Raw genomic sequence first — 12,636 nt, 5'->3', positions numbered from 1 at the left:
ACGGCCCGGAACCCATGCGCACCTTCCTCCTGAAACGCCTCCCCAGCGGACTGCTCGTCCTGGTCCTCGCCTCCTTCCTGGTCTTCCTGATCCTCCGGCTGATCCCCGGGGACCCGGCGACCACGCTGGCCGGGCCGGACGCCACGCCCGCCGCCGTCGAGGCCATCCGCGGCCAACTCGGCCTCGACCAACCGCTGTTCGGCCAGTACCTGAGCTGGCTCGGCCACCTGCTGAGCGGCGACCTCGGGCCGAGCTACGCGATCGGCGGCCAGGTCGCCGACCTGATCGGCAACGGCCTCGGTGCCACCGCCCAACTCACCCTCGGCGCCCTGCTGCTGGTGGTGCTGATCGCCCTGCCGCTGGCCGTGGCCGGCGCCACCACCCGGCGCCGCCCGGTCGCCGCCGCCGTCCAGGCCGTCACCACCGGCATCCTGGCCGTCCCGCCGTTCGTCACCGGCGTGCTGCTGGTCCTGCTGTTCGCCGTCTCCTTCGAACTGCTCCCGGCCGGCGGGCACGAGTCCCTGCTGGCGGAACCGGACCTCGCCGTGCAGTACCTGGCGATGCCCGCCATCTGCCTGGCCCTGCCCAGCGCCGCCGTCCTGGCCCGCTACCTCAAGGACGGCATCGAACGCGCCCTGGCCGAGGACTACGTCCGCACCGCGACCGCGCTCGGCGTCTCCCGGCGGCGGATCGTCTGGCGGCACGCGCTGCCCAACGCGCTGCCCTCCGCCGTGACCGTGCTCGGCCTCCAGATCGGCCACCTCGTCGCCGGGGCCGTCCTGGTGGAGCGGATCTTCGCCTGGCCGGGCCTCGGCCAGCTGATCGAGCAGGGCGTGCTGCGCCGGGACTACCCCGTGGTGCAGGACCTGCTGCTGCTCGTGGTCGCGGTCTACGTGGCCGTCCAACTGCTCACCGACCTGGCCTACACCTGGCTCGACCCCCGGATCCGCTGGGAGTGACCCGATGACCACCGCCACCCTTCCCCTCACGTCGGCCGCACCGCGCGGCCGTTACCGCTCCGCCCTGCTCAGCGGGCGCGGCCTGACCGGTCTCGTCCTGGTCGGCACCGTCGCCCTGGCCGGGCTGCTCGCACCGCTGCTCACCGGCACCGACCCGAACGCCCAGAGCGCGCTCGCCCTGGCCGGCCCCAGCGCCGCGCACCCCTTCGGCACCGACGACCTCGGCCGCGACCTGTACAGCCGGGTGCTGCACGGCATCGGCACCGACCTCGCGCTGATCGTCACCGCCGTCCCGGTCGGCGCCCTGCTCGGCTGCTCCGCCGCCCTGCTCGCGGCCACCTCCCGGTGGGCCGACCTCGCCGTCCAGCGCGCCTTCGACCTGCTGCTCGCCTTCCCCGGGCTGATCCTCGCGCTGGCGGTGACCGCCGTCCTCGGCCCCGGCCGCTGGCCGGTGGTGATCGTCGTCGCGCTGGCCGAGATCCCGGGGTTCGGGCGGCAGTTGCGGGCCGGCATCCTGGTCCAGCGGGAGCGCGAGTACGCCCTGGCCGCCCGGGTCGGCGGCGCCTCCCGGGCCCGGGTGCTGCTGCGGCACGTGCTGCCCAACGCCGTCGACCCGCTGATCGTGCAGACCGCCGTGGCGCTCTCGCTCGGCGTGTTCATCGAGGGCGCGATGAGCTTCCTCGGCCTCGGCGTCCGCCCGCCGGAGCCCACCCTGGGCAGCATCCTCAGCCAGTCCGTCGCCTACCTGGCCACCGACCCGACCTTCGCGGCCGCCCCGCTGGCCGCCACCACCGCGCTGGTGCTCGGCTTCACGCTGATCGCCGAGGCCCTGAACCGGGGGATCCGCCGATGACCACCGTGCTCCGCACCACCGACCTCACCGTACGGTTCGGCGACCCCCGTGCCCCGGGCCCGGCCGCCGTGGACGGCGTCTCCTTCGACCTCGCCGCGGGCGACACCCTCGGCATCGTCGGCGAGTCCGGCTCCGGCAAGTCCACCACCGCGCTCGCCCTGCTGCGGATGCTGCCGCCCGCCGGCCGGATCACCGCCGGCTCGGTCGAACTCGCCGGGCAGGACCTCGCCGCGCTCCCCGAGGACGCGCTGCGCGCCCTGCGCGGCCGGCGGATCGCCATGGTCTTCCAGGACCCGATGTCCTCGCTCAACCCCGTGCTCACCGTCGGCCGCCAGCTGGACGAGGCGCTGCGCGCCCACGGCAGCCGGCTCCGGAAGGCGGAACGGCGGGCCCGGGCCGTCGAGTTGCTCGACCTGGTCGGCATCCCCGACGCCGCCGGGCGGCTGCGCGACCACCCGCACCGGTTCTCCGGCGGCCAGCGCCAGCGCGTCACGATCGCCCTCGCGCTGGCCCACGACGCCGAGGTGCTGGTCGCCGACGAGCCGACCACCGCCCTCGACCCGACCGTCCAGCAGCAGATCCTGAACCTGCTGGCCCGGATCAACCGGGAGACCGGCACGGCCCTCGTGGTGATCAGCCACGACCTCGGGGTGATCGCCCGGACCTGCCGCCGGCTGCTGGTCATGCGGCACGGCCGGGTGGTCGAGAGCGGCACCACCGCCGACCTCCTCGCCCGGCCCGAACACCCCTACACCCGCGAGCTGTTGGCCGCCGTCCCGCGCCTGGAGGAGCCCTCCCGGGCGGCCGCCAACAGCACCCCCGGCGTTCAGCCGCTGCTCACCGTCCGCGGCCTGACCAAGACGTACGGCTCCCGGCGGCGCGCCGTCACCGCGCTGCACGGCGTCGACCTCGACCTGCACCCCGGCGAGACGCTGGGCCTGGTCGGCGAGTCCGGTTCCGGGAAGTCCACCCTGGCCCGGGCGCTGGTGGGGGCGCACGCGCCGTCCGGCGGCAGCATCCGCTTCCGCGGCGGGGAACTCGACCGGCGGCGGCCGCACCGCGAGGTCCAACTCGTCTTCCAGGACCCGTACTCCTCGCTCAACCCCCGGCTGACCGCCGGGCAGATCGTGGCCGAGCCGCTGATCGCCCACCGCCTCGGCGACCGGGAGCAGCGCGCCGCCCGGGTCGCCGAACTGCTGGAGCAGGTCGGGCTGGACCCGGCCACGGCCGACCGCCACCCGCGCGAGTTCTCCGGCGGCCAGCGCCAACGCATCGGCATCGCCCGGGCGTTGGCACCCGAGCCGAGCGTGCTGATCTGCGACGAGCCGGTCTCCGCGCTGGACGTCTCGGTGCAGGCCCAGGTGATCGAGCTGCTCGCCCGGCTCCAGCGCGAACTCGGCCTGGCCGTCCTGTTCATCGCCCACGACCTGGCGGTGGTCCGCCAGGTCAGCCACCGGATCGCGGTGATGCACCGCGGCCGGATCGTCGAGACCGGGCCGGCCGACCGGGTCGTCACCGCGCCCGAACACCCCTACACGGCCGAGCTGTTGGCCGCCGTACCGAGTCTGGAGCCCGCCCCGTCCGCCGCCTGAGCCACCGCCCGCCCCCAGCCACTCCAGCCCCACCCACCCCGGAGCACCCCGCCATGAGCACCGCGCCCGAACCGCACCCGAACCCGCACCGCCGCGACCCGTACGCCGGCTTCCCCGGCACCGTCGGCCGCACCTTCGCCGAGTCCACCCCCGCCTGGCCGCGGCCGGTCCGCCCGCGCGAGGGCGCGCCCAACATCGTGGTCGTGCTGGTCGACGACATGGGCTACAGCGACATCGGCCCGTTCGGCGCCGAGATCCCCACCCCGACCCTGGACCGCCTCGCCGCCACCGGCGTCCGGCTCGCCAACTACCACACCATGCCGCTCTGCTCCCCCGCCCGGGCGGCCCTGCTCACCGGACTCAACCCGCACCGGGTCGGCTACTCCTTCGTCGCCAACGCCGACCCGGGCTTCCCCGGCTACGGCATGGAGGTCGCCGGGGACATCCCCACCCTGGCCGAGCTGCTGCACGACGCCGGGTACGCCACCTACGCCGTCGGCAAGTGGCACCTCACCCGGGACTCCGCCTCCAACGCCGCCGACGACCGCGCCAACTGGCCGCTGCAGAAGGGCTTCGACCAGTACTACGGCGTCCTGGAGGGACTGACCAGCCTCTTCCACCCGCACCAACTCGTCCGCGACAACAGCCCTCTGGACATCGACGAGTTCCCCGACGGCTACTACTACACCGACGACATCACCGACCAGGCCGTCAAGATGGTCACCTCGCTGCGCGCCCACGACGCCGACAAGCCCTTCTTCCTCTACCTCGCCCACAACGCCGTGCACGGCCCGCTCCAGGCCAAGCCCGAGGACCTCGCCCGGCACCGCGGCCGCTACGACGGCGGCTGGGACGAGCTGCGCCGCACCCGCTTCGCCCGCCAGCTGGCGGCCGGCCACTTCCCGCCCGGCACCGAGCTGCCCGAGCGCAACTCCGAGGCCGGGTACGAGGTCGGCCCCTGGGACGAACTCACCGACGTCCAGCAGAAGTTGTACGCCCGCTACATGGAGGTGTACGCGGCGATGGTCGACAACGTCGACCAGAACCTCGGCCGGCTCACCGACACCCTGGCCGCCCTCGGCGAACTCGACAACACCGTCATCGTGTTCACCAGTGACAACGGCGGCACCGGCGAGGGCGGCGCCGAGGGCACCCGCAGCTACTTCAGCCGCTTCGTCCACCACCCGGCCCTCCCGGCCGACTGGAACCCGGACGTCGAGCGCGAGATCGAGCTGATCGGCGGCCCGCGGAGCCTGGTCCACTACCCGCGCGGCTGGGGCATGGCCTCCAACACCCCGTTCCGGCTCTACAAGGGCCAGACCTACGCGGGCGGCGTCCGCGTCCCCTTCGTGCTCTCCTGGCCGGCCGGCCTGCCGCGCACCGAGGGCGACACCGGCGTCCGCGCCCAGTACCAGTACGTCACCGACCTCCTGCCCACCCTGCTCGAACTCGCGGGCGTGGCACGGCCGTCGGAGCGCCGGCTCCAGCCGGTCCAGGAGCTCGACGGCACCAGCTTCGCCTCCGTGCTGCGCGACGGCGCCGCGCCCAGCACCCACCACGAGCAGTACTGCGAGATGACCGGCAACCGCAGCTACTACCGCGACGGCTGGAAGCTGGTCACCCTGCACCGGCCCGGCACCCCGTACGACGACGGCGAGTGGGCGCTGTACGACCTGCGCACCGACCCCACCGAGATCCACGACCTCGCCGCCGAACACCCGGACCTGGTCAAGGAGTTGTCCGCCGCCTGGGAGGCCGCCGCCTGGCGGAACGGGGTCTTCCCGCTGGCCGACGGCGGCGGCCTCGCCCGGCGCGGCCCCGAGGCGGAACGGCTGCGCCGCCCGGTCACCCTGCTGGCCGGCACCCCCGAGCTGGAGCGCTATCGCTCCTCCCGGCTGATCTCCTTCCGCTCCTTCACGGTCGAGGTCGCGCTGGACGGCTACCGGCCGGGCGACCAGGGCGTCCTGGTCTCGCACGGCGACCAGGGCGGCGGCTACAGCCTCTACGTCGAGGACGGCCGGCTGCGCCTCGCCTACAACCAGTACGGCGAGCTGCTGGAGGCCGACGCCGGCCCGCTGCCGGCCGGCACCCGGCTGGTCACCCTGGCGGCCACCGCCGTCGCCGACCTGAAGTGGGAGTTCCGGCTGCTCGTGGACGGCGCCGAGCCGCCGGGCGGCGCCGGCCGGCTCGGCCCGGTCCACCAGCTGATCGGCATGGCCCCGTTCCAGGGCATCAGCGTCGGCATCGACCGCAAGTCCCCGGTCTCCTGGCCGGTGCACGAGCGGCACCGCTCGTTCCGCTACACCGGCGCCCTGCACTCCGTCACCTACCTGCCCGGCGAGCCGGCGCCGTACGACCCGGAGACGGTCGCCCGGGCGCTGCGCGAGGCGGCGGCCGCCTTCGAGTAGCCGGGCCGTCCGGCAGCGGCTCCCGGTCCCCGGTCCCCTCGGCGAGATCCCCGAGCGAGATCCCCGGGCGGGATCCCCGCCGAGATCGCCCACCGCGGGCCCCCCGCCCGGGTTACCCTCGTCCCGCGCGGCGATCACCCGCGCGGCCGACCGAGGGGGGAACGGATGATCGGGGACCTGCTGCCGGACGTCGTGGTGACCGAGGTGGCGTACGACGACCCGCCGGAGGCCCGGCTGGAGCCCGAGGAGGAGCCGGCCGTCGCCCGGGCCGTCGACAAGCGGCGCCGCGAGTTCACCACCGTCCGGCACTGCGCCCGGACCGCCCTCGCCCGGCTCGGCGTCCCGTACCGGCCGCTCGTCCCGGGCCTGCGCGGCGCGCCGAGCTGGCCGGACGGCGTGGTCGGCAGCCTCACCCACTGCGACGGCTTCCGCGCGGCGGCCGTGGCCCGGGCCGGCGTCCTCGCCTCCGTCGGCATCGACGCCGAGCCCGCGCTGCCGCTGCCCGAGGGCGTCCAGGACGCCGTCGCCCTGCCGGTCGAGCGGCAGCGGCTCGCGAAGCTGACGGCCGAGCACCCGGACGTCCCGTGGGACCGCATCCTGTTCAGCGCCAAGGAGTCGGTGTACAAGGCCTGGTTCCCGCTGACCCTGCTCTTCCTGGACTTCGACGAGGCCGAGCTGGACCTCTCCCCCGACGGCACCTTCACGGCCCGGCTGCTCGTCCCCGGCCCGGTGGTCGGCGGCCGCCGGATCGACGGCTTCGACGGCCGCTGGGCGGTCCGGGACGGGCTGCTCGCCACCGCGATCGCCGTCGCCCCCTGACCGGCCCCGGCCGGCCCCGGGCCCGGCATATCCTCGACCCCGTGACGGTGACCTATGTGATCGACGGCGACAGGGTCGAGACCCTGGAGGACTTCTGGGACGCGGTCGGGCGGACCATCGGCGAGGACGGCTACTTCGGCCGCAACCTCGACGCCTTCGCCGACTGCCTGCGCGGCGGCTACGGCACGCCCGAGGACGGTGACTGGGTCATCGAGTGGCGCCACCACGAGGCCTCCCGCCGCCACCTCGGGTACCCGGAGACGGTCCGCCAGCTGGAGCTGCGGCTGGCCCGCGCCCACCCGACCAACCGCGCGCACGTCACCGCCGAGCTGGACGCCGCCCGGGCCGGCCGGGGGCCGACGGTCTTCGACCGGCTGGTCCGGGTCATCGAGGAGGAGCACCCGGGCGGCCTGCGGCTGGCCTGAGCCGCCCGGTCCGAGCTGAACGGTCCGAGCTGAACGAACCCCCTCCGGCTACAGCACGTCCGAGAGCCGGACGAAGCGCCGCCCCGCCGCGAGCAGCCCCGGCACCGCCGCCGCCACCCCGGGGGCGGTGCCGCCGCCCGGATGGTTCAGGTGGCCGATCACGATCGCGCCGGGCGGCGCGGAGGCGACCTCCTGCCGCACCTCGGCGGCCCGCAGCGTCGCCCCGCCGTCCCCGTTCACGGTGAAGCCGGCCACCCGCTGGCCCAGGTCGGCGACCACCCGGGTGGCGACGTCGTCGTAGTGCGCGGTGCCGGAGCGGAAGAACCGGGGCGGGTGCCCGAGCAGTCCGGCGAGCTTCTCGGCGTTGCCCGCCACCTCGTCGTACACCTCGCCCACGTCCCGGGTGCCGGCGATGCCGTAGGCGGAGCGGCCGGTGACCGAGAGCGGGCGGTGGGCGGTGCCGTGGTTGCCGATCTCGAACAGCGGGTCGGCGGCGAGCCGCTCGAACTCGTCCGGGTTGGCGTCGATCCAGCGGGCGTTCAGGAAGAGCGTGGCCGGCACCTCGTGCGCCCGCAGGAAGTCGATCAGGTCGGCGTCGTAGCCGTTGCCGCCGGGGCCGCCGCAGGCGTCGAAGGTCAGTGCCGTGGCGCTCTCGCCCTCCGGCAGGGCGGTGATCACCCCGGACACCTCCAGCCCCCACTCGGCCGGGGCCTGCGCGCCGTACCGTTCCTCCACCTCGGCCCGGGTCGGCTGCCGCGCGGGCTCCGGCACGGGCGTGGGCGTGGGGTCCGGCGTCGGTGTCGCCTCCGGCGCGGGCGTCGGCGCGGCGGCGGCCTCGACCGGACCGCCGGACGGTATCGACGAGGCCGCCGGGACGGCACCGGCCGACGAGGGCGAGTCGGTGCCCGCCGCCCGGGTCCGGCACCCCGCCAGGGCCCCTCCGGCCACCACCATCAGCAGCGTCCGCCGACTCACCGACACGCCCGTCTCCCATCCGCACTAATTCTCATATAAACCGATGACATGACTATGAACCGACCAATCGTCACTCCCCGCAACTCGCCCCCGCCCCCGCCCGGCGCCTCTTCACCGATCCGCCCCACCGCCGTGGGCCCCGACTCACCCCCGGTTCACTCACCCGGGTAGGCACGCGAGCGACCCGCCCGCCCCGATCCGGAGACCGCGATGCCGACCGAGCCCAGCACCCCGCGCCCCGACCAGCCGACCGACCAGCCGCCGGACCAACCGACAGGTCGGCCGGCCGACCGACCGACCGGCCAACGGCCCGCCCGCCGCGACCTGCTCCGCACCGGCCTCGCCACCGGCGCCGCCACCGCCCTCGGCCTGGCCGCCACCGCGGGCCCCGCGCACGCCGCGCACGCCGACGGCCCCGGCGCGGCAGGCGCCACCCCCGCCGACCGCACCCTCACCCTCACCGGCCACCTGCCCACCGGCGCCCCCGACTTCGTCCACCTCCCCTTCGAAGTCCCCGAGGGCGTCCGGGAGATCGCCGTCTCCTACCGCTACGACAAGCCGCAGGTCCCGTCCGGCACCCCCGGCAACTCCTGCGACATCGGCCTCTTCGACGAGCGCGGCACCGACCTCGGCGGCCCGGGCTTCCGCGGCTGGTCCGGCGGCTTCCGCACCGAGTTCAGCCTCTCCCGCGGCGCCGCGACCCCCGGCTACCTCCCCGGCCCGATCAACCCCGGCACCTGGCACGTGGTCCTCGGCCCCTACCAGATCGCCCCGCAGGGCCTGGAGTACCACGTCGAGGTCACCCTCCGGTTCGGTGCGCCCGGGCCGCGGTTCACCCCGCACTACCCGGCGGAGCGGGCCCGCGGCCGCGGCCGGGCCTGGTACCGGGGCGACTGCCACCTGCACACCGTCCACTCCGACGGGCGGCGCACGCCCGAGGAGGTGGCGGCCGGCGCCCGCGCGGCCGGCCTGGACTTCATCGTCTCCACCGACCACAACACCAGTTCCTCGCACGCCGTCTGGGGCCCGCTGGCCGGCCCCGACCTGCTGGTCCTGCCGGGCGAGGAGGTCACCACCCGCAACGGCCACTGGCTCGCCCTCGGCCTGGAGGCCGGCCAGTTCGTCGACTGGCGCTACCGCTCGCGCGACGAGGAGTACCCGCGCTTCGTCCGCCAGGTCCACCGGGCCGGCGGCCTGGTGGTGCCCGCCCACCCGTACTGCCCGTACGTCGCCTGCCAGTGGAAGTTCGGCTACGAGGGGGCCGACGCCGTCGAGGTGTGGAACGGCCCCTGGACGTACGACGACGAGTCGGCGGTGGACACCTGGGACGGCCGGCTCGCCGTCGCCCTGCGCGAGGGCCGCGGCTGGCTGCCCGCGCTCGGCAACAGCGACGCGCACAGCGAGCCGCAGGTCATCGGCTCCCCGCACACCGTGGTGCTGGCCGAGGACCTCAGCCGGGACGCGGTCCTGGACGGGCTGCGCGCCGGGCGCAGCTGGCTGGCCGAATCCGCCGCCGTCCGGCTCGACTTCACCGTCACCGGGCACGGCCGCCAGGCCGGCATCGGCGAGGAGCTGACCGTCCCGGCCGACGCCCCGCTGGACGTCCGGCTCACCGTGTCCGGGGTGCCGGGCGGGACGGTCCGCCTCCTCACCGACGAGGGGCAGATGCACCAGGAATCGCTGCCCGCCGACGGCGCCGGCACCGTGGTCTGGCGCACCACCGCCTCGCTCGCCGCGTACGTCCGGGCCGAGGTGCGCCACCCGAAGGCGGACGGCACCCCGGGCAGGGGCAACGCGATGGGCCCGGAGCTGCCCTGGGGGCCGATGGCGGCGCTCACCAACCCGATCGTGCTGCGCACCGAGGACCGGTAGGGGTCCGCAGCGGAGGTCCGCAGCGGTCCCCCGGCCCCCGCCGACCCGCCCCCGGCTTCCCGCCGACCCGCGCCCGACCACCCGCCGACCCGCCCAGGAACCGGATGGGGGACGACTCGGGCCACCCGTTTGGACTAGGTTGATCCCCGAAACGCATCAGTCGTAGGGACGAGGCGGTCGGTTGTCCGGTATACGGGCCGACCAGCCCCTTCGCACGCCGACCGCCCCGCCCCCGGCTACCCGACCGTCCCCGGCCCGCGAAGGGATCAGCAGCTGTGAACCGTACGACCGTAGGTGGGCCGGAGCTCGGGGGCGGCCGGGGAGCCGGGGGCGTCCTCGTCCTCGTCGACCCGGCCGGGGCCGGGAACAGCCCGGTCGCGGAGCTGCTCGCCCGGGAGCTGGACCCGGGCGTCCACCTGCGGACGGACGACTTCCTGCGGGTCATCCGCGACGGCCGGCTCCCGCCCGCCCGGCCCGAGGCCGACCGCCGGAACGCCACCGCCCTGGCCGCCGCCGCCCAGGCCGCCTTCGCGTACGCCACCCGCGGCTACCAGGTCGTGGTGGAGGCCCCCGCCGAGCCGGCCGCCCTGGACACCTTCCGCCGCGAGAGCCGCACCACCGGCGCCGCCCTCCACTACGTCGTCCTGCACCCGGGCGCGGCCCCCGAGGACGCCACCCACACCCTCGACACCACCGCCCTCACCCCCGAGGCCACCGCCGCCTCCGTGCTGGCCGCCCTCACCCGCCGCACCCACCTGCTCGGCTGGTAGCCCGCTCCACCGCGGTCAGGCGCCGACCACTCCGTCGATCGCCTCCCGCAGGAAGTCCGCGTGCCCGTTGTGCCGGGCGTACTCGTGGATCAGGTGGAGCATCACCAGCCGCAGCGACACCTCGGCGTCCCACCGGGCCTGGTAGCCGGTGACGTCGAGGGACTCGGCGGCGAGCTCGATCCGCCGGGCGTGCTCGACCTCGGTCCGCCAGGCGGCGAAGGCCTCGGCCCGGGTGGCGCCGTCGGGATCGTACGCGGCCTGGTAGTCGCCGTCCTCGGACCAGACCAGCGGCAGGTCCTCGCCGTCGATCACCCGGCGGAACCAGGTGCGCTCCACCTCCGCCATGTGCCGGACCAGCCCGAGCAGGCTGAGCGTGGACGGCGGGCTGGAGCGCAGCCGCAGCTGTTCGTCGGTCAGGCCCTCGCACTTCAGGGCGAGGGTCGCCCGGTGGAAGTCGAGGAAGCCGCGCAGCATCTCGCGCTCGCCGCCGGTCAGCGGCGGGGCGGGGCGGTCGTCGGGGGTGTTCACGGGGCGTTCTCCTCGCGGTGGTCGGACGTCCCGCGGACTGTAGCGAACCGTCCGGCCCGCCCGGAAAGCGTTTTCCGCACGCGCGCGTCCACCTGTCACATCCGGGTGCCCTCCGGTGTCTTCATGCGCCCCGGCCGACCTCGCCCGGTAGCCGCCCCCGGTCGCGTGGTGGTGCCCCGCGCCCCCTCGGAGCACCACCACGCCCCCCACGGCCCCCTGGACAGCGGGCAGTCCGCCATCACGTAACGTGTTCGGACAACCACGGGTTTGGGTACGTACCTCGGCACGCCCACAGCGCCGAGGTACCGTTCCGCTCCACCTCACAGAGCCCCGACCACCACGCCGTCCCGAGGAACCGAAAGCCATGAACCAGGACCGCATCCCCCCGACCGTGCGCCGGACCTACGGCACCGACGATCTGGCCAAGGCGGCCAGCTTCGCAGGAGGATTCATCAATTTCGGTTACTGGCAGGGGATCGATCTGACGGCCCCGACCCCCGACGACCGGGTCCGCAGTCAGGAGCAGCTCTACCGGCGGGTGCTACGGGAGTTCCCGGAGCCGCGCGAACGGCTGCGGCTGGCCGAGGTGGGCTGCGGGCGCGGCCTGGGGGCCGCCCTCGCCCTGCGGGAGTTCCGCTTCGCCGCGGTGACGGGCGTGGACATCCACCCCGACCAGATCGAGCGCGCCCGCGCCGTCAACGCGAGAGCCCTGGCGACGTACCCCGATCGGCTGGCGTACACCCTCGGCTCGGCGGACGAACTCCCGTTCTCCGACGGCTACCTGGACGGCGTCTACTCCGTCGAGGCCGCCCAGCACTTCCGCGAGCTGACCGGCTTCGCCCGCGAGAGCGCCCGCGTCCTGCGCTCCGGCGGCCGCCTCGTCGTGACCACCTTCTTCACCGCCCCCGGCCCCGACGCCGCCGAGCGCCTCAAGATCCTGCTCGCCAGCTTCGCCGACGGCCTCGACGTCGCCCACCCCCTCGACGACTTCACCGCCGCCCTCACCCGCTCCGGCTTCACCGACATCACCACCGACTCCATCGGCGCCGAGGTCTGGCCGGGCTTCGACCGCTACCTCACCGACACCGTCCCCACCGCCCACTGGTCCCGCCACTTCCTCACCGCCTGGCGCGACGGCCTCGTCGACTACCACGTCGTCACCGCCACCCGCATCTGACCCCGACCGCCGCGCGTCGACGGCCCTCGGGTCCGTCGGCCCTGGCGCCCGACCGTGCCCGGTCGGTCCAGGGGTGGGCGCTGGTGGTCAAGCCCGTCGGCGGGTTCGGTCCTAGCGTTCCCGGGTGGGGAGCGAGGGACTCCCCCGTGGCCGCCCGACGACGTCGACCTCCCCGTACCCTCCCCGGGGGGGGGCGGCGGCGGCCCCCCAGGGGTGGGGGGGGGGGGGGAGAAAGGGAGTGGGCACCTCAAAAAAAAA

General features: G+C 75.2%; 11 protein-coding genes. 9 read left to right on the top strand and 2 right to left on the bottom strand.

The genetic code is table 11. The annotated features are described in order from the left end of the window. Positions 1 to 14 precede the first annotated feature (14 nt). From ABZW03_RS07425 to ABZW03_RS07400, 6 genes are all read left to right on the top strand, one after another. On the top strand, positions 15 to 959 hold the full coding sequence (locus ABZW03_RS07425; RefSeq protein WP_355253521.1) for an ABC transporter permease: 945 nt from the start codon (positions 15 to 17) through the stop codon (positions 957 to 959). Positions 960 to 963: 4 nt separating this feature from the next. Beyond that, positions 964 to 1,812, top strand: coding sequence for an ABC transporter permease (locus tag ABZW03_RS07420; RefSeq protein ID WP_355253519.1), 849 nt, complete (start codon positions 964 to 966; stop codon positions 1,810 to 1,812). Next, positions 1,809 to 3,404, top strand: coding sequence for an ABC transporter ATP-binding protein (locus tag ABZW03_RS07415; protein ID WP_355253517.1), 1,596 nt, complete (start codon positions 1,809 to 1,811; stop codon positions 3,402 to 3,404). Before ABZW03_RS07420 ends, ABZW03_RS07415 begins: the two co-directional genes overlap by 4 nt. Positions 3,405 to 3,457: 53 nt before the next feature. Next, positions 3,458 to 5,812, top strand: a complete 2,355-nt coding sequence (locus tag ABZW03_RS07410; RefSeq protein WP_355253515.1) for an arylsulfatase — start codon at positions 3,458 to 3,460, stop codon at positions 5,810 to 5,812. 165 nt (positions 5,813 to 5,977) lie between these two features. Then, on the top strand, positions 5,978 to 6,631 hold the full coding sequence (locus tag ABZW03_RS07405) for a 4'-phosphopantetheinyl transferase superfamily protein (RefSeq protein ID WP_355253513.1): 654 nt from the start codon (positions 5,978 to 5,980) through the stop codon (positions 6,629 to 6,631). 41 nt (positions 6,632 to 6,672) lie between these two features. Next, on the top strand, positions 6,673 to 7,056 hold the full coding sequence (locus ABZW03_RS07400; RefSeq protein WP_355253511.1) for a barstar family protein: 384 nt from the start codon (positions 6,673 to 6,675) through the stop codon (positions 7,054 to 7,056). Positions 7,057 to 7,104: 48 nt separating this feature from the next. Here ABZW03_RS07400 and ABZW03_RS07395 read toward each other — a convergent pair whose 3' ends face one another. After that, positions 7,105 to 8,037, bottom strand: a complete 933-nt coding sequence (locus tag ABZW03_RS07395; protein ID WP_355253509.1) for a polysaccharide deacetylase family protein — start codon at positions 8,035 to 8,037, stop codon at positions 7,105 to 7,107. A gap of 204 nt (positions 8,038 to 8,241) precedes the next feature. Between ABZW03_RS07395 and ABZW03_RS07390 the strand changes: the two genes are divergently transcribed. Then, positions 8,242 to 9,903, top strand: a complete 1,662-nt coding sequence (locus tag ABZW03_RS07390) for a CehA/McbA family metallohydrolase (protein WP_355253507.1) — start codon at positions 8,242 to 8,244, stop codon at positions 9,901 to 9,903. 275 nt (positions 9,904 to 10,178) lie between these two features. Further along, a complete protein-coding gene (locus ABZW03_RS07385) occupies positions 10,179 to 10,673 on the top strand; it encodes a hypothetical protein (protein ID WP_355253505.1) in 495 nt (164 codons plus the stop codon). A gap of 15 nt (positions 10,674 to 10,688) precedes the next feature. Here the strand turns inward: ABZW03_RS07385 and ABZW03_RS07380 are convergent, their stop codons facing one another. Continuing rightward, on the bottom strand, positions 10,689 to 11,147 hold the full coding sequence (locus tag ABZW03_RS07380) for a DinB family protein (RefSeq protein WP_355253559.1): 459 nt from the start codon (positions 11,145 to 11,147) through the stop codon (positions 10,689 to 10,691). Between the two features lie 418 nt (positions 11,148 to 11,565). On the opposite strand from ABZW03_RS07380, the gene ABZW03_RS07375 reads away from it, so the two are divergent. Beyond that, entirely contained in the window at positions 11,566 to 12,378 is an 813-nt protein-coding gene (locus ABZW03_RS07375; RefSeq protein ID WP_355253503.1) for a methyltransferase domain-containing protein, read from the top strand. Positions 12,379 to 12,636: the final 258 nt, after the last annotated feature.

Origin of the sequence: Kitasatospora sp. NPDC004799, from assembly GCF_040609095.1 — a bacterium.
In the GTDB taxonomy this organism is placed as follows: domain Bacteria; phylum Actinomycetota; class Actinomycetes; order Streptomycetales; family Streptomycetaceae; genus Kitasatospora.
The sequence above is the reverse complement of the archived record's forward strand: the minus strand, read 5'-3'. Positions and strand labels throughout refer to the sequence as shown.

Bases quoted from the DNA above. Each gene is read 5' to 3' on its own strand.
- ABZW03_RS07425 (WP_355253521.1), top strand. From the start codon at position 15: ATGCGCACCTTCCTCCTGAAACGCCTCCCCAGCGGACTGCTCGTCCTG.
- ABZW03_RS07420 (WP_355253519.1), top strand. From the start codon at position 964: ATGACCACCGCCACCCTTCCCCTCACGTCGGCCGCACCGCGCGGCCGT.
- ABZW03_RS07415 (WP_355253517.1), top strand. From the start codon at position 1,809: ATGACCACCGTGCTCCGCACCACCGACCTCACCGTACGGTTCGGCGAC.
- ABZW03_RS07410 (WP_355253515.1), top strand. From the start codon at position 3,458: ATGAGCACCGCGCCCGAACCGCACCCGAACCCGCACCGCCGCGACCCG.
- ABZW03_RS07405 (WP_355253513.1), top strand. From the start codon at position 5,978: ATGATCGGGGACCTGCTGCCGGACGTCGTGGTGACCGAGGTGGCGTAC.
- ABZW03_RS07390 (WP_355253507.1), top strand. From the start codon at position 8,242: ATGCCGACCGAGCCCAGCACCCCGCGCCCCGACCAGCCGACCGACCAG.
- ABZW03_RS07380 (WP_355253559.1), bottom strand. From the start codon at position 11,147: ATGCTGCGCGGCTTCCTCGACTTCCACCGGGCGACCCTCGCCCTGAAG.
- ABZW03_RS07375 (WP_355253503.1), top strand. From the start codon at position 11,566: ATGAACCAGGACCGCATCCCCCCGACCGTGCGCCGGACCTACGGCACC.